This window comes from Arenimonas sp. MALMAid1274 (assembly GCF_049195245.1).
Taxonomy (GTDB): Bacteria; Pseudomonadota; Gammaproteobacteria; order Xanthomonadales; family Xanthomonadaceae; genus Arenimonas.
In genome coordinates this window covers 86,218-107,543 of the sequence record NZ_JBMIRR010000028.1, presented here as the reverse complement: position 1 = coordinate 107,543, position 21,326 = coordinate 86,218, and the positions used below count along the sequence as shown (strand labels likewise).

General features: G+C 69.9%; 23 protein-coding genes. 17 read left to right on the top strand and 6 right to left on the bottom strand.

What is annotated here, in order from left to right; all coding sequences use genetic code 11:
- The 4 genes from ACOQFR_RS15285 to ACOQFR_RS15270 all read right to left on the bottom strand — a co-directional run bounded on the left by ACOQFR_RS15285 (window position 1) and on the right by ACOQFR_RS15270 (window position 3,607).
- The gene (locus tag ACOQFR_RS15285; RefSeq protein WP_421383499.1) at window positions 1-738 is read right to left on the bottom strand and encodes a cytochrome c1; all 738 of its coding nucleotides are present in this window, start codon (window positions 736-738) and stop codon (window positions 1-3) included.
- Window positions 731-1,978, bottom strand: coding sequence for a cytochrome b (locus tag ACOQFR_RS15280; RefSeq protein ID WP_421383497.1), 1,248 nt, complete (start codon window positions 1,976-1,978; stop codon window positions 731-733). The genes ACOQFR_RS15285 and ACOQFR_RS15280 overlap by 8 nt, the downstream gene beginning before the upstream one ends.
- Window positions 1,978-2,583 (bottom strand): ubiquinol-cytochrome c reductase iron-sulfur subunit, encoded by a 606-nt coding sequence (gene petA, locus ACOQFR_RS15275; RefSeq protein WP_421383495.1) that lies wholly within the window; start codon window positions 2,581-2,583, stop codon window positions 1,978-1,980. The genes ACOQFR_RS15280 and petA overlap by 1 nt, the downstream gene beginning before the upstream one ends.
- Window positions 2,584-2,701: 118 nt before the next feature.
- Window positions 2,702-3,607 carry a lytic transglycosylase domain-containing protein gene (locus ACOQFR_RS15270; protein WP_421383493.1) on the bottom strand — a complete coding sequence of 302 codons (906 nt, stop codon included), beginning with the start codon at window positions 3,605-3,607 and terminating at the stop codon, window positions 2,702-2,704.
- Between the two features lie 108 nt (window positions 3,608-3,715).
- Here ACOQFR_RS15270 and miaB point away from each other — a divergent pair, with 108 nt between their 5' ends.
- From miaB to hemN, 7 genes are all read left to right on the top strand, one after another.
- The gene (miaB, locus tag ACOQFR_RS15265) at window positions 3,716-5,056 is read left to right on the top strand and encodes a tRNA (N6-isopentenyl adenosine(37)-C2)-methylthiotransferase MiaB (RefSeq protein WP_421383491.1); all 1,341 of its coding nucleotides are present in this window, start codon (window positions 3,716-3,718) and stop codon (window positions 5,054-5,056) included.
- A gap of 197 nt (window positions 5,057-5,253) precedes the next feature.
- A complete protein-coding gene (locus ACOQFR_RS15260; RefSeq protein WP_421383489.1) occupies window positions 5,254-6,234 on the top strand; it encodes a PhoH family protein in 981 nt (326 codons plus the stop codon).
- Window positions 6,231-6,692: an rRNA maturation RNase YbeY gene (gene ybeY, locus ACOQFR_RS15255; protein WP_421383487.1), complete on the top strand. Its 462-nt coding sequence runs from the start codon at window positions 6,231-6,233 to the stop codon at window positions 6,690-6,692. The genes ACOQFR_RS15260 and ybeY overlap by 4 nt, the downstream gene beginning before the upstream one ends.
- A 112-nt stretch (window positions 6,693-6,804) precedes the next feature.
- Window positions 6,805-7,653: an HlyC/CorC family transporter gene (locus tag ACOQFR_RS15250; protein ID WP_421383485.1), complete on the top strand. Its 849-nt coding sequence runs from the start codon at window positions 6,805-6,807 to the stop codon at window positions 7,651-7,653.
- Window positions 7,640-8,854 carry a DUF4105 domain-containing protein gene (locus tag ACOQFR_RS15245; protein ID WP_421383483.1) on the top strand — a complete coding sequence of 405 codons (1,215 nt, stop codon included), beginning with the start codon at window positions 7,640-7,642 and terminating at the stop codon, window positions 8,852-8,854. Before ACOQFR_RS15250 ends, ACOQFR_RS15245 begins: the two co-directional genes overlap by 14 nt.
- 46 nt (window positions 8,855-8,900) lie before the next feature.
- Window positions 8,901-9,941 (top strand): magnesium and cobalt transport protein CorA, encoded by a 1,041-nt coding sequence (locus tag ACOQFR_RS15240; protein WP_421383481.1) that lies wholly within the window; start codon window positions 8,901-8,903, stop codon window positions 9,939-9,941.
- 71 nt (window positions 9,942-10,012) lie between these two features.
- Window positions 10,013-11,401: an oxygen-independent coproporphyrinogen III oxidase gene (hemN, locus tag ACOQFR_RS15235; RefSeq protein WP_421383479.1), complete on the top strand. Its 1,389-nt coding sequence runs from the start codon at window positions 10,013-10,015 to the stop codon at window positions 11,399-11,401.
- Between the two features lies 1 nt (window position 11,402).
- On the opposite strand, the gene ACOQFR_RS15230 is transcribed toward hemN, so the two are convergent.
- Complete coding sequence (locus tag ACOQFR_RS15230) at window positions 11,403-11,594, bottom strand: hypothetical protein (RefSeq protein WP_421383477.1); 192 nt, start codon at window positions 11,592-11,594, stop codon at window positions 11,403-11,405.
- Between the two features lie 232 nt (window positions 11,595-11,826).
- On the opposite strand from ACOQFR_RS15230, the gene ccoN reads away from it, so the two are divergent.
- From ccoN to ACOQFR_RS15180, 10 genes are read left to right on the top strand one after another with little or no spacing between them, the layout of a single operon-like run.
- Entirely contained in the window at window positions 11,827-13,272 is a 1,446-nt protein-coding gene (gene ccoN, locus ACOQFR_RS15225; protein WP_421383475.1) for a cytochrome-c oxidase, cbb3-type subunit I, read from the top strand.
- 10 nt (window positions 13,273-13,282) lie between these two features.
- Window positions 13,283-13,888, top strand: a complete 606-nt coding sequence (ccoO, locus tag ACOQFR_RS15220; protein ID WP_421383473.1) for a cytochrome-c oxidase, cbb3-type subunit II — start codon at window positions 13,283-13,285, stop codon at window positions 13,886-13,888.
- A 5-nt stretch (window positions 13,889-13,893) separates the two neighbouring features.
- Window positions 13,894-14,031 carry a CcoQ/FixQ family Cbb3-type cytochrome c oxidase assembly chaperone gene (locus ACOQFR_RS15215; protein ID WP_421383471.1) on the top strand — a complete coding sequence of 46 codons (138 nt, stop codon included), beginning with the start codon at window positions 13,894-13,896 and terminating at the stop codon, window positions 14,029-14,031.
- Entirely contained in the window at window positions 14,028-14,942 is a 915-nt protein-coding gene (gene ccoP / locus ACOQFR_RS15210) for a cytochrome-c oxidase, cbb3-type subunit III (RefSeq protein ID WP_421383469.1), read from the top strand. Before ACOQFR_RS15215 ends, ccoP begins: the two co-directional genes overlap by 4 nt.
- On the top strand, window positions 14,939-15,235 hold the full coding sequence (locus ACOQFR_RS15205; protein ID WP_421383467.1) for a hypothetical protein: 297 nt from the start codon (window positions 14,939-14,941) through the stop codon (window positions 15,233-15,235). Before ccoP ends, ACOQFR_RS15205 begins: the two co-directional genes overlap by 4 nt.
- Before the next feature lie 6 nt (window positions 15,236-15,241).
- Entirely contained in the window at window positions 15,242-16,792 is a 1,551-nt protein-coding gene (locus ACOQFR_RS15200) for a 4Fe-4S dicluster domain-containing protein (RefSeq protein WP_421383465.1), read from the top strand.
- Window positions 16,792-17,292, top strand: coding sequence for a FixH family protein (locus tag ACOQFR_RS15195; RefSeq protein ID WP_421383463.1), 501 nt, complete (start codon window positions 16,792-16,794; stop codon window positions 17,290-17,292). The genes ACOQFR_RS15200 and ACOQFR_RS15195 overlap by 1 nt, the downstream gene beginning before the upstream one ends.
- Entirely contained in the window at window positions 17,289-19,664 is a 2,376-nt protein-coding gene (locus ACOQFR_RS15190) for a heavy metal translocating P-type ATPase (protein WP_421383461.1), read from the top strand. Before ACOQFR_RS15195 ends, ACOQFR_RS15190 begins: the two co-directional genes overlap by 4 nt.
- Window positions 19,661-19,831: a cbb3-type cytochrome oxidase assembly protein CcoS gene (gene ccoS, locus ACOQFR_RS15185; RefSeq protein ID WP_421383459.1), complete on the top strand. Its 171-nt coding sequence runs from the start codon at window positions 19,661-19,663 to the stop codon at window positions 19,829-19,831. The genes ACOQFR_RS15190 and ccoS overlap by 4 nt, the downstream gene beginning before the upstream one ends.
- Window positions 19,832-19,847: 16 nt before the next feature.
- A complete protein-coding gene (locus ACOQFR_RS15180; protein WP_421383457.1) occupies window positions 19,848-20,564 on the top strand; it encodes a sulfite exporter TauE/SafE family protein in 717 nt (238 codons plus the stop codon).
- Window positions 20,565-20,569: 5 nt separating this feature from the next.
- On the opposite strand, the gene ACOQFR_RS15175 is transcribed toward ACOQFR_RS15180, so the two are convergent.
- Window positions 20,570-21,322: a helix-turn-helix domain-containing protein gene (locus ACOQFR_RS15175; protein WP_421383455.1), complete on the bottom strand. Its 753-nt coding sequence runs from the start codon at window positions 21,320-21,322 to the stop codon at window positions 20,570-20,572.
- Window positions 21,323-21,326: the final 4 nt, after the last annotated feature.

Genomic DNA, 21,326 nt, shown 5'->3' with positions numbered 1-21,326 from the left:
TCAGTGCACGTCGCGCCAGTACTCGCTCTTGAGCAGGTAGGCGATGAGGGTGAAAAAGGCCAGGAACAGCAGCACCCAGACGCCCAGCGACTCGCGCTTGAGCGCGGCCGGTTCGGCCACGTACTGCAGGAAGGCGCTGATGTCGCGCGCCACCTGGTCGTACTGGCGGGCGTCGAGGCGACCGGGCGTGGCCAGCTCGAGCTTTTCGACGTGCGGCGCGGCGCCGTCGTGCGACTCGCCGTAGACCGGGCGCTGGATGCCCTGCATCTCCCACAGCACGTGCGGCATCGAGGCACCCGGGAACACGGTGTTGTTCCAGCCCATCGGGCGGGTTTCGTCGACGTAGAAACCCTTGAGGTAGGAGTACACCCAGTCGGCACCGCCGAGCTTGGCGCGGGCCACCAGGCTAAGGTCGGGTGCGGCCTTGCCGAACCAGGCGTTGCCGTCGCCGGGCGCGATGCCGGTCCTGATGTTCTCGCCGTACTTGGCCTCGCCCAGGATCAGGTTCTGCTCGACTTCCTCCTGGGTCAGGCCCAGGTCTTCGCCGATGCGCGAGTAGCGGTGCAGGGACAGCGAGTGGCAGCCCGAGCAATAGTTCATGTACAGGCCGGCGCCGCGCTGCAGCGAGGCCCGGTCGCTCAGGTCGGTGCCCGAGGCCTCCAGCGGGCCGCCGCCGGCGGCCAGGCCGAGCGCCGGCGCGAACGCCAGCAGGAGGGCGAAGAGGCGCAGCTTAGTCATGCGTGGTCACCCGCTCGGGAACTGGCTTGGTCTGGCCCATCGCGGACCAGAAGGGCATGAAGATGAAGAACGCGAAGTAGTAGGCGGTGAGGATCTGCGCCACCAGCTTCTGCGCGTCGGAACCGGACTGCGCGCCCAGCCAGCCCAGCACCACGAACGAGACCGCGAAGATGCCGATCAGGATCTTGTGCAGCAGCGGGCGGTAGCGGATGGAGCGGACCTTGCAGCGGTCCAGCCACGGCAGCAGGAACAGGATCAGGGTCGCGCCACCCATCACCACCACGCCGAAGAACTTGTCGGGGATGGCGCGCAGCATTGCGTAGTAGGGCGTGAAGTACCACACCGGCTTGATGTGCGCCGGGGTGACCAGCGGGTCGGCCTGGATGAAGTTGTCCCACTCCAGGAACCAGCCGCCCATCGCCGGGGCGAAGAAGACGATGAAGGCGAACAGGATCAGGAAGAAGCCGGCGCCGAACAGGTCCTTCACCGTGTAGTACGGGTGGAAGGGGATGCCGTCCTTGGGCTTGCCGGTTTCCTTGTCCTTGACCTTCTTGATGTCCACGCCGTCGGGGTTGTTGGAACCGACCTCGTGCAGCGCGCCCAGGTGCAGCACGACCAGCAGCAGCAGCACCAGCGGCAGCGCGATCACGTGCAGGGCGAAGAAGCGGTTGAGCGTGGCGTCGGCCACCAGGTAGTCGCCGCGGATCCACTCGGTCAGGTCGCCGCCGACCACCGGGATGGCGCCGAACAGGTTGATGATCACCTGCGCGCCCCAGTACGACATCTGGCCCCAGGGCAGCACGTAGCCCATGAAGGCCTCGGCCATCAGCACCAGGAAGATCAGCATGCCCAGCACCCAGACCAGCTCGCGCGGCTTCTGGTAGGAGCCGTAGATCAGGCCGCGGAACATGTGCAGGTAAACGACGATGAAGAACAGCGAGGCGCCGGTGCTGTGCATGTAGCGGATCAGCCAGCCCCACTCCACGTCGCGCATGATGTACTCGACCGAGGCGAAGGCTTCCGCCGCGCTCGGCTTGTAGTGCATCGTCAGGAAGATGCCGGTGACGATCTGGTTGACCAGCACCAGCAGCGCCAGCGAGCCGAAGTAGTACCAGAGGTTGAAGTTCTTCGGAGCGTAGTACTCCGACATGTGCTTCTTGTAGAAGGGCAGCAGGCCGGGCGTACGGTCGTTGAACCAGCCGATGACGTCCTCGGCCTTGCGGGTGATCAGGTTGGCCATTACGCGGCTCCCTCGGGGGCGACACCGACGACCAGGTGGTTGTCGTCGACGAAATGGTACGGCGGCACTTCGAGGTTGGAAGGCGCCGGGACGCCCTGGAACACGCGGCCGGCCAGGTCGAAACGCGAGTTGTGGCACGGGCAGTAGAAGCCGCCCTGCCATTCGCTGTCGAAGGCCTGCGGCTGCAGCTCGGGCACGTAGCTGGGCGAGCAGCCCAGGTGGGTGCAGATGCCGACGATGACCGCCAGCTCGGGCTTGATCGAGCGGGCCTCGTTCTTGGCAAAGGCGGGGGTCTGGTCGGCGTTCTCGGAGGCCGGGTCGCGCAGGCGGCCGTCAAGGCCCTTGAGGGCGGCCAGCTGCTCGGGCGTGCGGCGGAAGATCCAGACCGGCTTGCCGCGCCACTGCACGATCATGCGCATGCCGGGCTCGAGCTCGATCTTGCTGATGTCCACGTCCACCGGGGCACCGGCGACCTTGGCGCGGGCGCTGGGCTTCCAGGAACTGATGAACGGCACCGCGACCGCTGCCGCGCCCACCGCGCCGACCACGGCGGTGGTGGCGGTCAGGAAGCGGCGGCGACCTGTGTTGACCCCTTCGTTAGCCATCCGGCTCTCCGAAAATCTTGCTAAGTGGCTGAAAAACGAGATGCGTAACCCCGGGGGGCCCGCAAAGACGCGCAATTGTAGCGGAGGGAGCGAGGCAGGGACAACGCCGGCCGGCGGTTCAATTCGCGGCCAGGGCCCCGCGGTAGCGCTCGGCCAGCTGGCCCACCCGGACCACGTAACGCTGGGTCTCGGCATAGGGCGGCACGCCGCCGTGGCGGTCCACGGCGCCCTCGCCGGCGTTGTAGCCGGCCGCGGCCAGGGTCAGGTCGTTGTTGAAGCGCTTCAGCAGCCAGGCGAGGTACTGCACCCCGCCGCGGATGTTCTGGTTGGGGTCGAACACGTCGGACACGCCGAAGCGCGCGGCCGTGGCCGGGATCAGCTGCATCAGGCCCTGGGCACCGGCGTGGGAGACCGCATTGGGCCGGTAGGCCGACTCGGCGTGGATGATGGCCCGGACGATGGCCTCCTCGACCCCGAACTCGGCGGCGGCGGCACGGACCTCAGCGGCATAGGCCTCGGTGTTGAGGCGCACGCTGGAGAAATCGACGCCCGGCAGCAGGCCGCAGGCGTAGCAGGTCTCGACGTAGCTGAACAGCATCTTGGCGCCGGCATCGCCGCCCGGCCGCACGTTGGTGTAGTGGGTGATGCCGTCGCGCTCGAACTTGTACATCGCGCCGCGGGTGACGCGGGCGCCACTGGGCCGGTTGGCCGCGGCCAGTGTCTGGCCCGGGGACGCGGTGCGGAATTCGACCCGCCCGGTGGGCACGGCGCGGGGCGCGGAGGCGGTACCCGTCGCGGCGGTTGCCGCGGCGGGCGGCGGGGACGGCGCCGCCACGGGCGCCGGTCCTCGCGGGCGGGAGTCGGCCGCGGTGTAGGTGGTCACGACCTTGCAACTGGCCCCGGCCACGCGCTTGCCGGTGTAGTTGGGAATGCCGTCGGCGCCGGTGCACTTGTACAGCGTGCCGGCCCCGGCCGGGGCGGCAAGGATCAGGCAGGCCAGCGTCAGCGCGCGACAGGCGGTCATGCCGGCGAGGTTTACTCCAACCCGGGCCCGTTGCCAAGCACCCGGGGGGCCGGGCGGCCGGGCCGGGGGTTACAATGCCGCCCCCCACGGAACGGATTAACCGCCGCCATGCCCGTGAATGCGCCCGCCAAGGGCAAGCTTTTCATCGAAACCCACGGCTGCCAGATGAACGAGTACGACTCGGCCAAGATGGCCGACGTGCTCGCCGACCAGCACGGCCTGGAGCTGACCACCGACGAGGCCGAGGCCGACGTCATCCTGGTCAACACCTGCTCGATCCGCGAGCGCGCGCAGGAGAAGGTGTTCTCGCGCCTGGGCCGCTGGAAGAAGCTCAAGGCCGACAAGCCGGTGCTGATCGGCGTGGGCGGCTGCGTGGCCAGCCAGGAGGGCGAGGCCATCCTGCGGCGCGCACCCTACGTGGACCTGGTGTTCGGGCCGCAGACCCTGCATCGCCTGCCCGGCATGATCGACGCGCGCCGCGAGACCGGCCGGCCGCAGGTGGACATCAGCTTCCCCGAGGTCGAGAAATTCGACCGGCTGCCGGAACCGCGCGCCGAGGGCCCCTGCGCCTACGTCTCGATCATCGAGGGCTGCAGCAAGTACTGCTCGTTCTGCGTGGTGCCCTACACGCGCGGCGAGGAAGTGTCGCGTCCGTTCGACGATGTGCTGCTGGAGGTCGCGCAGCTCGCGGCCCAGGGCGTGCGCGAGATCCACCTGCTGGGCCAGAACGTCAACGCCTACCGCGGCCCGATGGCCGACGGCGACGTGGCCGACCTGGCGCTGCTGGTGCGCGCGGTGGCTCGCATCCCGGGCGTGGGGCGCATCCGCTACACCACCTCGCACCCGCTGGAATTCAGTGATGCGCTGATCCAGGCGCACCGCGACGTGCCGCAGCTGGCCAGCTTCCTGCACCTGCCGGTGCAGTCGGGCTCGGACCGCATCCTGTCGGCGATGAAGCGCAACCACACCGCACTGGAATACAAGGCCAAGATCCGGCGCCTGCGCGAGGCCAAGCCGGGCATCGTGATCAGCTCGGACTTCATCGTGGGCTTCCCGGGCGAGACCGAACGCGATTTCGAGGCCACCATGAAGCTGATCGAGGACATCGGCTTCGACCAGAGCTACTCCTTCGCGTATTCGCGGCGGCCGGGCACGCCGGCGGCCAACCTGGCCGACGAGGTGCCGGCGGACGTGGCCAATGCGCGGCTGCGCCGGCTGCAGGACGCGATCAACGCCAATGCGCGGCGCATCTCCGAGGCCATGGTGGGCAGCGTGCAGTCGGTGCTGGTAGAAGGCCCGAGCGCGCGCGACGCCAGCGAGCTGACCGGCAAGACCGAGAACATGCGCAACGTCAACTTCCCGGGCGCAGCGCGGCTGGTGGGCCAGTTCGTGGACGTGCGCATTACCGAGGCGCGCACCAATTCGCTGCGGGGCGAGGTGGTGGGTTGATTTTTGCCACGGATTTACGCGGATGAACGTGGATAAAACCGGATTTCATTCGCGCGGGAATTCGTTGGTGAGTGAGGGCACACTGGCTACACCGAAGCTTCCACTTCCGTGTTCGCCGTGAACTCTTTTGCACGCGTCAGTCCAGCCGGGCATCGCTTTTTATCCGCGTCCATCCGCGTAAATCCGTGGCAAAAAAAATGAAAAAACCCACCCCTCACCGCGAATTCGTCCTCGAACCCGAAGACATCGAACGCCTGGCCAACCTGTCGGGTCCGTTCGACGAGCACCTGCGGCAGGTGGAACTGCGCCTGGGCGTGGAAATCGCCAACCGCGGCTTCGTGTTCCGCGTGACCGGGGAGGCCAAGCCGGCCGCGGCGGCGGAGGCGCTGCTGCGCCGGCTGTACGAGGAGGCCGCGTCCGAGACCCTGGATTCGCACAAGATCCATGCGCACCTGGGCAGCGCCAGCCTGGAACGCATCGCGGGTGGTGAGGGTTACTCGCCGCAGGACGTGAGCATCAAGGTCAAGCGCGGCACGGTGCGCGGGCGCGGCGACAACCAGGTCAAGTACCTGCACGCCATCGCCACGCACGACATCAACTTCGGCATCGGTCCGGCCGGCACCGGCAAGACCTTCCTGGCGGTGGCCAGCGCGGTCGAGGCCCTTAACGAGTCGCGGGTGCAGCGCCTGCTGCTGGTGCGGCCGGCGGTGGAGGCCGGCGAGAAGCTGGGCTTCCTGCCCGGCGACCTGAGCCAGAAGGTCGACCCCTATCTGCGGCCGCTGTACGACGCGCTTTACGAAATGCTGGGCGTGGAGAAGGTGGCCAAGCTGCTGGAGCGCAACGTGATCGAGATCGCGCCGCTGGCCTACATGCGCGGTCGCACGCTCAACGATGCCTACGTGATCCTGGACGAGGCGCAGAACACCTCGGTCGAGCAGATGAAGATGTTCCTGACCCGCATCGGCTTCGGCTCCACCGCGGTGATCACCGGCGACCTGAGCCAGATCGACCTGCCCAAGCACCAGAAGTCGGGCCTGCGCGACGCCATCGACGTGCTGCGCGGGGTGGAGGGCATCAGCTTCACCTTCTTCACCGCCCACGACGTGGTGCGGCACCCGCTGGTGGCCCGGATCGTGCGGGCCTACGATGCGCGCGACGGCAAGGAGTCGCAGGAATGACCCGGGGTCCGGTCCAGCTGGACGTGAGCGTGAGCTATGGCCTGCCGCGGGCGGGCATCCCGTCGGCGGTCAGCTTCCGGCGCTGGGCGGCGGCCGCGGCGCAGGGCCGGATCCGCCGCGCCGACCTGGCCATCCGGCTGGTGGACACCAAGGAAGGCCGGGCCCTGAACCGCCACTACCGCGGCAAGGACTACGCCACCAACGTGCTCAGTTTCCCGGCCGAACTGCCCGAAGGCGTGGACCTGCCCCTGCTGGGCGACCTGGTGATCTGCGCCCCGGTGGTGGCCCGCGAGGCCCAGGAACAGGGCAAGCCCCTGTCGGCCCACTACGCCCACCTCACCATCCATGGCGTCCTGCACCTGCTGGGCCTGGACCACGAGGACACCCGCGAAGCCGAGGCCATGGAGCAACTCGAACGCGAGATCCTCGCCACCCTCGGCCTCCCCGACCCCTACTGAAAACATACCTGGTATGTTTTCAGTCTCATTGAGACTGAAGAAATACGCGGTGCGGTTTACGGAAGATGGCTACAATCGGGGGCCCGCCCCTGGTGGCGCCTGCCCAGCCGAGATGTCCGAAGATTCCCCTAGTAGCCCGCCGGAACGCCGCTCCTGGCTTGAACGCCTGAGCCTGGCCTTTTCCGGCGAACCCCAGACCCGGGACGACCTGGTCGAGATCCTGCGCGACGCCCAGGCCAACGGCCTGCTGGGCGCCGATACCCTGAAGATGCTCGAGGGCGCGCTGTCGGTGTCCGAGCAGCAGGTTGGCGACATCATGGTGCCCCGCTCCCAGATGGTGTCCCTGCCCCTGGACGCCAAGTTCCTGGACCTGATGAAGCTGGTGGTCGAATCCGGCCACTCCCGCTTCCCTGTCCACGGCGAAGACCGCGACGAAATCCTCGGCATCCTGCTGGCCAAGGACCTGCTGCGCGGCATGGTGGCCGACGGCGGCCCCGCCAGCGTGCGCGAACTGCTGCGCCCCGCCGTGCTGATCCCCGAATCCAAGCGCCTGAACGTGCTGCTGAAGGAATTCCGCCTCTCGCGCAACCACATGGCCATCGTCGTGGACGAACACGGCGGCGTGGCCGGCCTGGTCACCATCGAGGACGTGCTGGAGCAGATCGTCGGCGAGATCGACGACGAGCACGACGACGCCGACGAGGCCAAGCTGATCGCCGCCCAGGCCGACGGCCAGTTCATGGTGGACGCGCTGACGCCGATCTCCGATTTCAACGACCAGTTCGGCGCCGACTTCGACGACGACGAATACGACACCATCGGCGGCCTGGTCACCGCCGCCATCGGCCACCTGCCCGAGGCCGGCGAAGAGCTGGCCCTGGGTCGCTTCCACTTCCGCGTCGGCCGCGCCGACCGCCGGCGCGTGCACACCTTCGTGCTCAGCGTGCATGCCCCGGACTGAGCGGCCGCCCTTCGCGGCGGCCGTGCTGCTCTGGCTCGCGGCACTGCTGTGCTGGCCGGCCATGGCACAGGGGGTTCCGGCTCCACCGGCCCCGCGCATCGGCGTGGTGACCATGGAGCCGGGCGAAATCTTCTTCGAACGCTTCGGCCACAACGCCATCGTGGTGCAGGACCCGGCCACCGGCCGCGAGATCGCCTACAACTTCGGCTACTTCGACCTGGACGAACCCGGCTTCGTACCCAACTTCATCCGCGGCCGCATGCAGTACCTGCTGGTCGCGCTGCCACTTCAGCAGGACCTGGCCCGCTACGCCGAGCTGGGCCGCGGCGTCGGCGTGCAGTGGCTCGACCTGGAGCCCGCGCGCGCCACCGCGCTGGCCCGGGCGCTGGCGGAAAACGCCCGCCCGGAAAACGCCCGCTACACCTACGACTACTACACCAGCAACTGCTCCACCAAGGTCCGCGATGCGCTCGACGAAGCCCTGGGCGGCCGGCTCAAGCCCCAGCTCACCGGGCGCTCGCAGGGCAACACCTACCGCAGTGAATCGGTGCGCCTGGCGGCGCCAGCGCCGTGGATGGCGATCGGCTTCCACCTGGGCCTGGGCGCCTACGCCGACCGGCCGCTGTCGCGCTGGGACGAAAGCTTCATCCCGATGCGCCTGCGCGATGCGCTGCGCGAGGCCCGTGGCGAGGACGGCCGCCCGCTGGTGGCCAGCGAAGAAACCCTGCTGCCGCACCGCGTCGGCCAGCCGCCCGACGAAGCCCCGCGCCTGCGCGTGCCGGCGCTGTTCGCCGGACTCGCGCTGGCCGCCCTGGCCCTGTTCGCCCGGCGCCGAGCGCCGCGGGCCCTGGCCGCCGCCGCACTGGGCTTCTGGACGCTGGCCGGCCTGCTGGGCACGGTGATGCTGCTGATCTGGACCGCCAGCGCCCACGTCGCCGGCTACGCCAACGAAAACCTGCTGCTGCTCAGCCCGCTGTGCCTGGCCCTGCTGCCCGGCGGCTGGGCCCTGCTGCGGGGCCGCCAGCCCGGCCCGCGCTTCCGCTGGCTGCTGTGGGCCGTGGTGGGCTGCGCCGCGGTCGCGGGCTTCCTGAAGTTCCTGCCGTTCCGCCCGCAGGAGAACGTGGAGTGGGTGCTGCTGCTGTTGCCGCTGCACTGGGCCCTGCTGCGCAGCTTCGTGCCGCGCGCCGACGCCCCGGCCTGAGGCGGCGCGACTTGCCGCCCCGGCCGCGGCCGCCGATGATGCCGCGATGAACACCCCCACGCCCCCGCCTTCGCTGACTCCCGCCGACGCCGTGGCCCCCGCCCCGGCCACGCCCGCCTGCGTGGTCAACTGCGTGGCCTACGGCCGCGACGGCAGCAAGCGCGACATCACCCTGGAGCAGATCAGCGATGTGCTGGCCGTGGACGACGGCAGCTTCGTCTGGGTCGGCCTGTACGAACCGGAGGAATCGCTGCTCGACAGCCTGCAGGAAGAATTCGACCTGCACGACCTGGCCATCGAGGACGCCCACCACGCACACCAGCGTCCCAAGATCGAGGCCTACGGCAATTCACTGTTCATCGCCGTGCACACCGCCCAGGCCATCGCCGGCCAGGTGGCCTTCGGCGAAACGCATGTGTTCATGGGCCCGCGCTACCTGCTGACCGTGCGCCACGGCGCCTCGCTGTCCTATGCACCGGTGCGCGCCCGCTGCGAACGCGAGCCCGAGCTGCTGGCCATCGGACCGAGCTACGGCCTTTACGGCGTGCTTGATTTCATCGTGGACAACTACCTGCCGATCGTCGACGAGTTCCGCGACAAGCTCAACGAGCTCGAGCAGGACATCTTCGCCGAAAGCTTCCGCCGCGAGACCATCGTCAAGCTCTACGAACTCAAGCGCGAGTTGACCCGGCTGCGGCTGGCGGTGGCGCCGATGCAGGACATCACCGGCCAGCTCACCCGCGTGCACACCCAGCTGGTGGGCGAGGAAATGCGGCTGTACTTCCGCGACGTGTTCGACCACACGCTGCGCGTGAACGACGCCACCGACACCCTGCGCGAGATGCTGACGGCGGCCATGTCGGTCAACCTGGCCCTGGTCACGGTGGCCCAGGGCGAGGTGGTGAAGCGGCTGGCCGGCTGGGCCGGCCTGCTGGCCGCGCCGACCCTGGTGGCCAGCTGGTACGGCATGAACTTCACCCACATGCCCGAGCTGGGCGGCCGGTACAGCTACTGGATCCTGATCGGCGCCACCGCCGCGATCGTCGGCGGCCTGTTCGTGGTGCTGCGCCGCGCCCGCTGGATCTGACCCGCCCGGGCCAGGCCCCGGATTGATCGAGGTCAAGGCGCCAGGGCCGTCGCCGCCCTAGCCTGCGCACCATGGCCGCCATTCCCCCGTTCGACCCGGACCTGCTGCGTCGCCACGACCGGCCGGGCCCGCGCTACACCTCCTACCCGACCGCGCCGCAGTTCGGCGCCGGCTTCGGGCCCGCCGAATTCACCCGGGCGGCGCAGTGCAGCAACCAGGACCCGATTCCCAGGCCGCTGTCCCTTTACGTGCACCTGCCCTTCTGCGCCAGCCCCTGCTACTACTGCGGCTGCAACCGCGTCATCACCCGCGACCCCGGCCGCGCCGCGCCCTACCTGGCCCGGCTCGGCGCCGAGGCGGCGCGGGTCGGCGCCCTGTTCGACCGCGACCGCGAGGTGGTGCAACTGCACCTGGGAGGCGGCACGCCCAATTTCGTCAGCTCGCGCGAGATCGGCGAACTGATGGAGGAGCTGGCCAGCCGTTTCCGGTTCAGCCAGTCGCCCTCGCGCGACTTCTCGATCGAGATCGATCCGCGCGCGATCCAGCCCGGCGACATCGAGGCCCTGGCCTTCATGGGCTTCAACCGCGCCAGCCTGGGCGTGCAGGATTTCGACCCGGTCGTGCAGCAGGCCGTGAACCGCCTGCAGTCGGTGGAGGAAACCAACGCCGTGATCACGGCCTGCCGCCGGCGCGGCTTCCAGTCGGTCAACATCGACCTGATCTACGGCCTGCCGCGCCAGAACCTCGAAGGTTTCGCCCGCACGCTGGACACCGTGATCGCGCAGCGCCCCGACCGGCTGGCCATCTACAGCTACGCGCACATGCCCAGCCTGTTCAAGCCACAGCGCCAGATCGACGAGAGCCAGCTGCCCGACCCCGAGGCCAAGCTGGGCCTGCTGCGGCTGGCGATCGAGGCGCTGTCGGCGGCCGGCTACCGCCATGTGGGCATGGATCACTTCGCGCTGCCGCAGGACGAGCTGTCGCTGGCGCAGGAGCGCGGCGACCTGCACCGCAACTTCATGGGCTACACCACGCACGCCGACTGCGACCTGATCGGCCTCGGGGTCAGCGCGATCAGCCACGTCGGCGACACCTACAGCCAGAACCCGCGCGAGCTCAAGGCCTGGGAAGCGGCCATCGACGCCGGCCAGTTGCCGACCTGGCGGGGCCTGGTGCTGGACGCGGACGACCTGCTGCGCGCCGACCTGATCCAGCAGCTGATGTGCCGCGGCGAAGTGGACATCGCCACGCTGGAGGAGCGCCACGGCATCACGTTCGCGGCCTATTTCGCGCCGGACCTGAAGCGCCTCTCCGCGCTGGTCGCCGACGGCCTGGCCTGGCAGCAACCTGGCGCGTTCGGCGCCACGCCGCGCGGGCGCATGCTGCTCAGGGTGATCGCGGCCTGCTTCGACCGCTACCTGCACGCGGCGCTGCCGGTCGCGCAGGCCCGCGCGGTCTGAATCAGCCGCCGGCGCGGGCGCGCATCATCGCATCGGCATATTCCCAGGCCTGGCGGGCCATGCCCGCGGGATCCGCGCGCGGCACGCCGGCGAGCTTGGGCCCGCCGATCAGCGCGGCCAGCGCATGGGCGGCGAAGAGGTCGCGGGCACCCGGTGTGTCGGGTCCGGCTGGGTTGTTTGCGCTGGTGTTCATGGGAAGTCCCGGGGGCGGCGGATGGCCGGGGTGCAGAGTAGCCCGCCGCGCGTCGCGACGGTGGCAATGCCGCCATGTGGCTTGCCGCACAGACCCTCCCGGGCGCGTGCGCCGATGCTGGCACGGGGCCCCGCGCCCCCGTCCACGCCAGGCGCGGCCTGAATTGACTTCGATCAAGCGTCGCTTCGAAGCCGCTGCCCATACTCCACGCCAGGCAAACAGGGGCTCTCCGATGACGCTCGACAACAAGGCTGACACCTACAATGACAAGGTCGTGCTGCAGTTCGCAGTGATGACCGTGGTCTGGGGACTGGTCGGCATGGTGGTGGGCGTGCTGATCGCCGCCCAGCTGTACTGGCCATCGCTCAACTTCGACCTGCCCTGGCTGAGCTTCGGCCGGCTGCGTCCGCTGCACACCAACGCGGTGATCTTCGCCTTCGGCGGCTGCGCGCTGTTCTCGACCAGCCTGTACGTGGTCCAGCGCACCTGCCACGTGCGGCTGATCTCGGACAAGCTGGCCGCCTTCGTGTTCTGGGGCTGGCAGGCGGTGATCCTGGCGGCGGTGGTCACGCTGCCGCTGGGCTACACGCAGGGCAAGGAATACGCCGAGCTGGCCTGGCCGATCGACATCCTCATCACCCTGGTCTGGGTGGCGTACGGCGTGGTGTTCTTCGGCACCATCGCCAGGCGGCGGGTCAAGCACATCTTCGTCGCCAACTGGTTCTACGGCTCCTTCATCATCGCGGTCGCGCTGCTGCACATCGTCAACTCGCTGGCGATTCCGGCTGGCCTGCTGCACAGCTACCCGGTGTACTCGGGCGCGGTGGATGCGATGGTGCAGTGGTGGTACGGCCACAACGCGGTCGGGTTTTTCCTCACCGCCGGCTTCCTGGGCATGATGTATTACTTCGTGCCGCGCCGGGCCAACCGGCCCATCTACTCCTACCGGCTGTCGATCGTGCACTTCTGGGCGCTGATCGCGATCTACATGTGGGCCGGCCCGCACCACCTGCACTACACGGCGCTGCCGGACTGGGTGCAGAGCGTGGGCATGGTGTTCTCGCTGATCCTGCTGGCGCCCTCGTGGGGCGGTGCCATCAACGGCGTGATGACGCTCTCGGGCGCCTGGCACCTGCTGCGCACCGATCCGATCATCAAGTTCATGGTGGTGGCCATCTCGTTCTACATGATGAGCACCTTCGAGGGCCCGATGATGTCGATCAAGACCGTCAACGCCCTGAGCCACTACACCGACTGGACCATCGGCCACGTGCACTCCGGCGCGCTGGGCTGGGTGGCCATGATCTCCATCGGCTCGATCTACATGGTGATCCCGCGCTGCCTGGGCCTGAAGGACATGGCGTCGATGAAGATGATCGACCTGCACTTCTGGGTGCACACCATCGGCGTGGTGCTCTACGCGGCCTCGATGTGGGTCGCCGGCATCGGCCAGGGCCTGATGGCCCGCGCCAGCAATCCGGATGGCAGCCTCACCTACGCCTTCGTCGAGATCGTCAAGTTCAACTACCCCTATTACCTGATCCGCTTCTTCGGCGGCGCGCTGGTGGTGGCGGGCATGGTGATCATGGTGGTGAACATGGTGCGCACCTTCCAGCAGGCGCGGGGACTGGTGGCCACGCCGGTGCTGCCGCCCGCCATCCAGCCCGGCCACGCCTGAGGACACGGACATGAGCCACGAAAAAATCGAAACCAACATCGGCTGGATGGCCATCCTGATCGCCGTGGTCATCTCCTTCGGCGGACTGGCCGAGATCGTGCCGCTGATGTACCAGGCCGAGGCCGTGAAGCCGATCGCCGGCATCACGCCCTACCCCGCCCTGCAGCTGGCGGGCCGCGACATCTACGTGCGCGAGGGCTGCTACAACTGCCACTCGCAAATGGTGCGCACGCTGCGACACGAGACCGAGCGCTATGGCCATTACTCCCTGGCCGGCGAGTCGGTGTACGACCGTCCCTTCCAGTGGGGCAGCAAGCGCACCGGACCGGACCTTGCGCGCATCGGCGGCCGCTATTCCAACGACTGGCACCGCGCGCACCTGATCAACCCGCGCGACGTGGTGCCGGTGTCGAACATGCCCGGCTACCCGTGGATGGCGAACGTGCCGGTGGATGCCAGCGCCACCGTGCGCAACATGCGCGCGCTGCAGACCCTGGGCGACCCCTACACCGACGCGCAGATCGACGCCGCGGCCGCCGACGTCGCCGGCAAGACCGAGCTCGACGCGCTCATCGCCTACCTGCAGGGCCTGGGCCTGCAGGCTCCCAAGGGCTGACCGACATGATCACTGGATTCGTCACCGTCGCCGCCCTGCTGGCCTTCCTGGCCGGCGCCGCCTGGGCCTACAGCGGACGCCGCAAGCCCGAGTTCGACGACGCCGCCCGCATTCCCCTTGAAAACCCCGAGGACGCGCCATGACCACCGGCTGGTCGATCTACGTCATCGCCCTGGTGGCGCTCAACATCCTGGCCACGGCCTGGCTGCTGTGGTGGACCGCGCGCAAGCGCAAGTCCGATGCCAATACCTCCGAAACCACCGGCCATGTCTGGGACGGTGACCTCACCGAATACAACAAGCCGCTGCCGCGCTGGTGGATCAACCTGTTCTACCTCACCATCGTGTTCGCCATCGGCTACCTGGCCTGGTACCCGGGCCTGGGCAACTTCGCCGGCAGCTCGGGCTGGACCTCGGCGCGCGAACACGACGCCGACAAGGCCGATGCGGACGCGCGCCTTCAGCTAGCCTACGGGCGCTTCGAGAAGATGCCGATCGACGAGGTAGCCCGCGATCCGCAGGCCGTGGCCTTCGGCGCCAGCCTGTTCGCCAACCATTGCGCCCAGTGCCACGGCGCCGATGCGCGCGGCGCCCGCGGCTTCCCCAACCTCACCGATGCCGACTGGCAGTGGGGCGGCACGCCGCAGGACATCTTCACCAGCATCCACGACGGCCGCCAGGCGGCGATGCCGGCGCTGGCCCCGGCCATCGGCGGCGACATCGGCGTGACCGAAGTGGTGGCCTACGTGCAGGGACTGTCCGGCACGCGCACCGATCCGGCCCTGGCCGCAGCCGGCAAGGCACGCTTCGCCGGCATCTGCGCGGCCTGCCACGGCGTGGACGGCAAGGGCAATCCGGCGCTTGGTGCCCCCAACCTGACCGACAACATCTGGCTGTACGGCCGTGACTTCGACACCCTCCGCGAAGGCCTGCACGCCGGCCGCGCCGGCATGATGCCCGCGCACGGCCCGATCATCGGCGAGACCCGCGTGCGGCTGGCGGCGGCCTACGTCTGGTCGCTGTCGCACGGCACCGAGGCCAGGCCCACGCCATGAAGGTGGAAGCGGCCCCGGCGTTCGACCACCCGCCGCGCCCGATGGCGCAGCGGCTCGGCGCCATCCTGTGGCCCAGCTTCTTCGCGGCCGGCGTGGCGACGATGGTGTTCTTTGCCTTCGTGGACCCGCTGGTGCTGCGCGACATCACCTTCCCCGACATCGACATCAGTCGGGGACTTGGTTACACCCTGGGCTTCTTCATGTTCTGGGCCTGCACGGCCAGCGCCTGCACCTTCACCTGGATCCTGCTGCGCCCGGCCAGCCGCTTCAACCATCCGTTGCCGAAGGACTGACCCGGCATGACCCGGCCGATCCCGGTGGACCTGGTGGACGAGGTGGCGCTGTACGTTTCCGAGCGCAAGGTCTACCCGCGCGAGCAGGACGGTCGCTTCCAGCGCCTGCGCAAGGCCGCCGTGATCTGGCTGCTGGGCATGTACTACGGCTTCGCCTGGCTGGGCTGGGACGGTCGCCAGGCGGTGCTGTTCGACCTGCCGGCACGCCGCTTCTATGTGTTTGGACTGAGCTTCTGGCCGCAGGATTTCTTCTACCTGGCCCTGATGCTGATCATGGCCGCGCTGTCGCTGTTCTTCTTCACCGCGCTGGCGGGGCGGCTGTGGTGCGGGTACGCCTGCCCTCAGACGGTGTGGACGGAAGTCTTCCTCTGGATGGAGCGCTGGACCGAGGGTGACCGCGCCCGGCGCATGAAGCTGGACGCGGCCCCGTGGTCGCGCGCGAAGATCCTGCGCAAGGCCGCCAAGCACGTGCTCTGGCTGTCGTTCGCGCTGTGGACCGGCTTCACCTTCGTGGGCTACTTCACGCCGATCCGCGACCTGGCCGCTCGCCTGTCTCCTTTCGAATGGGGTGGTTGGGAACTGTTCTGGGTGCTGTTCTACTCGCTGGCCACCTGGGGCAACGCCGGCGTGCTGCGCGAGCAGGTGTGCAAGTACATGTGCCCGTACGCGCGCTTCCAGAGCGCCATGTTCGACCGCAACACCCTGATCGTCGCCTACGACCCGATGCGCGGCGAACCCCGCGGCCCGCGCCGCAAGAGCCAGCTCGCCAGCGTGCTGGCGCGCGCGCGGGGTCTGCTGTCGCTGGACGTGGCCACCAGCGCGGTGGTGCATGCGGCCCAGCACCGCAGCGCCGCCGACCTGCGCGCCGGCGCCCGCGCCACCACCGGGCTGGTGGTGGACGAACAGCGCGGCCTGCCCCCGCCGCCGGCGGTGGACTCCCCCGAGGACCTGGGCGACTGCATCGACTGCACCCTGTGCGTGCAGGTCTGCCCCACCGGCATCGACATCCGCAATGGCCTGCAGTACGAGTGCATCGCCTGCGGCGCCTGCGTGGACGCCTGCGATTCGGTGATGGACAAGCTCGGTTATCCGCGTGGCCTGGTGCGAAACACCACGCAAAACGCGCTGGAAGGCAAACCCAGCCGCATCATCCGCCCGCGCGTGATCATCTATGGGGCCCTGCTGGTGGCGATCTTCACCGGCTTCGCGGTCGGCATCGCGTCGCGCACGCCGCTGCTGCTGGACGTGATGCGCGACCGAAACGCGCTGTATCGCATCGCCGACGACGGCAGCATCGAAAATGCCTATACGCTGCGGATCGTCAACAAGGACCGGACCGCGCACGTGTTCCGCGTGTCAGTTCAGGGGGCACAAGGCGTGGCGCTGGTGGAAGCGGGCGCCGAGCACCTGGCGCGCGCGGAAGAAGTGCTGACGGTGCCGGTCACGCTGCGGGTTCCGGCCGGCCAGGTGCGGGGCGGCGCCGACATCACGATCGTGGTGGCCAGCGACGCCGGCATCGAAGTGCAGGAACAGACCCGCTTCTTCGGGCCGCCGTGATGAAGGAAGTCTTCCCCCGCGTGCGATGGCGCGACAACCCCGTGCTTTGGCTGGTACTGGGCATTCCCCTGCTCACGGTGGCCGCCGGCGTGTACACGCTCTGGCTGGCGGCCGGCACGCGCGCCACCGACAGCCACCCCGACCGAGTGCAGCGCACGGCGCAGATGCAGGAGGCCTCGCTGGCCGCCGACGAGGCCGCGGCCGCGCGTGGCCTCAGCGCGCGTATCGAACTCAGCGCGGACGCCACGACGGTGGTCGTACTTCCTTCGTCGGGTCCGGTCGCGCCGATCCTGCGCCTGGTGCACCCGCTCGAATCCGCCCTCGACCGCGAGCTGGCGCTGGCGCCAGGATCCCAGGGCTGGCGCGCGCCGCCGACGCTGGCCGGCCGCCATGCCTGGCAGCTGCAGCTGGTCGCCGCCGACGGCAGCTGGCGCCTGGTCGGCCGCTACTGGCCCGGCGATGCCAGCGTGGCGATGACGCCCGCCGTCGCCGCGCCATGAACCGCGCCCGGATCGAAACCTGCTTCCACTGCGGGCAGGCGCTCGGTCACCCGTCCACCCGCGTCAGCATCGACGGCACCGACCGGGCCGTCTGCTGCGAAGGCTGCGGCGCCGCCGCGCGCTGGATCCGTGATGCCGGCCTGGGCGACTACTACCGCCTGCGCGCGGCCGAGGGTCCGCGCGTGCAGGCCGACGCCGACGATTACCTGGCCTGGGACCGCGACGACGTGCAGGCGGGGCACGCCGTCGCGGTGGCGGACGGTCGTGAAATCACGGTGGTGGTGGAAGGCATGCGCTGCGCCGCCTGCGCCTGGCTGATCGACCGCGCCCTGCTGCACGAGCCCGGGGTGCGCGACGTCGGCGCCAACGCTGTCACCGGACGCGTGCGCATCGCCTGGCAGCCCACGCAGGCGCCGCTGTCGCGCATCCTGGCCCGCTTGGCGGCGCTGGGCTACCGGCCGCACCTGGCGCAGGGCGAACTTGCCGAACGCGAGCGCCGCGGCGAACGCAACCGGCTGATCGCGCGCCTGGGCGTGGCGGTGCTGGGCGCCACCCAGACCATGATGTTCGCCGAGGCCCTGTACCTGGACACCGCCGGCGAAATGTCGCTGGCCACGCGCGACTTCTTCCGCTGGATCACCTTCCTGGTGTCCACGCCGGTGGTGTTCTGGTCGGGCTGGCCGTTCCTCGCCGGCATGGCGCGCGAACTGCGCTGGCTTCGGCCCGGCATGGACACCCTGGTGGCGACCTCGGTGCTGCTGGCGTACGGCGCCAGCCTGGTGGAGACGCTGCGCGGCGGCGCACACGTGTGGTTCGACGCGGCGGTGATGTTCGTGCTGTTCCTGCTGGCCGCGCGCTTCCTCGAGCTGATGGCGCGGCGCCAGGCCAGCGCGCGCCTGGACACGCTGGCGCGCGCGCAGCCGGCCCTGGCCTGGCGCCTGGCCGACGGCAGGCGCGAGCAGGTACCGGTGATGTCGCTCGCGCCGGGCGACCTGGTGCAGGTCGCCGCCGGCGACGGGGTGCCGGCCGACGGCGAACTGGTGGACAGCGCGGCGGCGTTCGACGAATCGCTGCTCACCGGTGAGTCCGTGCCCGTGCCCAAGCAGCGCGGCGATGCGCTGTATGCCGGCAGCGTCTGCCGGGACCGCGTCGCGCTACTGCGCGTGCGGCACACCGGCAGCCAGACGCGGCTGTCGCAGCTGGCGCGCGCGGTGGGGCAGGCCCAGGCGCAGCGCCCGCGCCTGGCGCGGCTGGCCGATGCGGTGGCGATGCGCTTCGTGCTCGGCCTGTTCGCCGTGGCGATCGGCGTGTACGTGGCCTGGCTGCAGGTCGCGCCGGAGCGCGCGTTCGAGATCGCCTTGGCGGTGCTGGTGGTCAGCTGCCCCTGCGCCCTGTCGCTGGCGGTACCGGCCGCGCTGACCAGCGCGCATGCCAGCCTGGCGCGGCGCGGCGTGCTGGCGCTGTCGCCCGATGCGCTGGAGTCGCTGGCCCGCGTGGACACCGTGGTGTTCGACAAGACCGGCACCCTGACCCTGGGCCGGCCGCAGCTGGCGTCCGCGCGCGCGACCGACGGCGGCGACCCCGAACCCTGGCTGCAGGTCGCGGCCGCGCTTGAGCAGGCGGCGGGCCATCCGATCGCGGCCGCGTTCGCGCGTCCCGGCGTCGCACCAGCGGCATCGATGCAGGTGGTCGCCAGCCAGGGCGTGTCCGGCCTGGTCGCGAACCGCGCTTATCGGCTCGGCCACGCGCCCTTTGCCACCGGAAGCGGTGATGACGGCGCGCTGTGGCTCGGCGACGGCCGCCAGGCCTTTGCGCGCTTCACGCTGCGCGACGCGCTGCGTCCCGATGCTGAGGCCACCGTGGCCGCGTTGCGGGCACTCGGCGTGACGCCGCTCATCCTCAGCGGCGACGGCCACGAGGAAGTCGCGCGCGTCGCGGCGCTACTGCAGGTGGACGACTACGCGGCCCGCCAGTCCCCGGAAGGCAAGCTGGCCCGCGTGCGTGCGCTGCAGGCCGCGGGCCATCGCGTGCTGATGCTGGGCGACGGCATCAACGACGCGCCGGTGCTGGCCGGCGCCGATGCCTCGATGGCAATGGCCGACGGCGCGCCGCTGGCCCACCGCGCCGCCGACGTCGTGCTCACTGGATCGTCGCTGGCGAGGGTGCCGCAGACGCTGCGGCTGGCACGCCGCTGCCGGCGCATCGTGCGCCAGAACCTGGCCTGGGCCCTGGCCTACAATCTGCTGGCGCTGCCGTTCGCAGCCCTGGGCTGGGTCACGCCGGGCCTGGCGGCGCTGGGCATGGCCACGTCCTCTCTGGTGGTCACCGCGAATGCGCTGCGGCTGGGCCGCGGCGACGGAGCCGAGCCATGAACATCCTGCTTGCGCTGATCCCGATCTCGCTGGTGCTGCTGATGCTCGCCATAGGCGCCTTCCTGTGGGCGGTGCGCCGCGGCCAGTTCGACGACCTGGACACGCCGTCGCTCGACATTCTCGGCGACGACGAGCGGCCCGCGCCCCGGCGCGCGGACGATGCCTGAGCCCGGCACCTGAGCCATGCCCGTTGACCTGCTGACGCTGACGGCGGCGCTGCTGGCCGGCCTGCTGGGCGGCCTGCACTGCGCCGCGATGTGCGGCGGCATCGCCACCGGCCTGGCCGGCACGCTGGCGCGGCCCAGCCTGGGGTCGGCCTTCGCGCTCAACGGCGGGCGCGTGCTCGGCTACACGCTGGCCGGTGCGCTGGTCGGCGGCCTCGGCAGTGGCCTGTTGTCGGTCGCGCGTATCGAAGGCCTGGCAGCAGCACTTCGCGTCGGCCTGGGCGCGGTGCTGCTGCTGGTGGCGGCGCGACTGCTGTGGCCGGCGCGCCTGGGTTTCCTGGCGCGCGGCGCGGCCTGGTTCTGGCGCCTGTTGCGGCCCGTGCAGGCGCGCGTGGTGCCGGCGGCGGGCCCGCTGCGGCCTTGGGTCATGGGCCTGTTCTGGGGCTGGCTGCCCTGCGGGCTGTCCACCACCCTGCTGGCCGCGGCCTGGCTGGAGGCCAGCGCGCTGCACGGTGCGCTGCTGATGCTGGCCTTCGGCCTGGGCACGCTGGCCACGATGGTGCCGCTGACGTGGAGCGGTGCGCGGCTCGGCGGCCTGGTGCGCGAACGGCGCTGGCGCATCGCCGGTGCGCTGCTGGTGGCGATCGCGGGCCTGCTGACGCTGGCCGGTCCGTGGCTGGCAAGGATGCCGGCGCTGCACGCGGCGCTGCAGGCGCTGGGCTGCCGGTCGCTGTAGCGGGCTCAGCCCGCGCGCGTGCCGGACGTGCGCGCCGGCGAGTGCACGATGGCGTCCAGCCGCGTGTGATCCAGGATCCGCAGCTGGCGGCCGCGCACCGAAATCACACCGTCGTCCTGCAGCTTGGTCAGGGTGCGGCTCACCGTTTCGATCACCATGCCCAGGAAGCTGGCGATGTCCTCGCGGCTCATCGGCAGCAGGAACATGTCGGCCGGACGGCCCAGCAGCCGGTAGCGTTCGGACAGGCCGTGCAGGAACATCGCCATGCGCTCCGGCGCCTGCCGGCGGCCCAGCATTTCCATGTGCGACTGGTCGCGGTTGATGCCCTGGCCGATGATGCGCAGCAGCTGGTGCTGCAGGCCCGGCAGCTGCTGGCAGACCGACTCGAGCTGCGACAGCGGGATCTCGCAGACCGTGGCCCGAGTAAGCGCTTCCGAATCGCAGGCGTGGCGCCCGCTGCCCAGCGCATCCAGGCCCATCAGCTCGCCCGGCAGGTGGAAACCGATCACCTGGGTCTCGCCCTCTTCATTGGTGGCCAGGGTCTTGAAGGCTCCCTCGCGCGCGACGTAGAGCGAGCCCAGGCTTTCGCCGGCGCGGAACAGGCTTTCGCCCGGATCCAGCGGCCGGCGCGTGCGCACGATCTCGTCCAGCTGCCGCAGCTCGCCGTCGTCGATGCCCGCCGGCAGGCACAGCACCTGCAGCGAGCACTGCGCGCAGCCCTTGCGCAGCCGGTCGAGATCGAGGCCGTCGCCCGCCATCAGC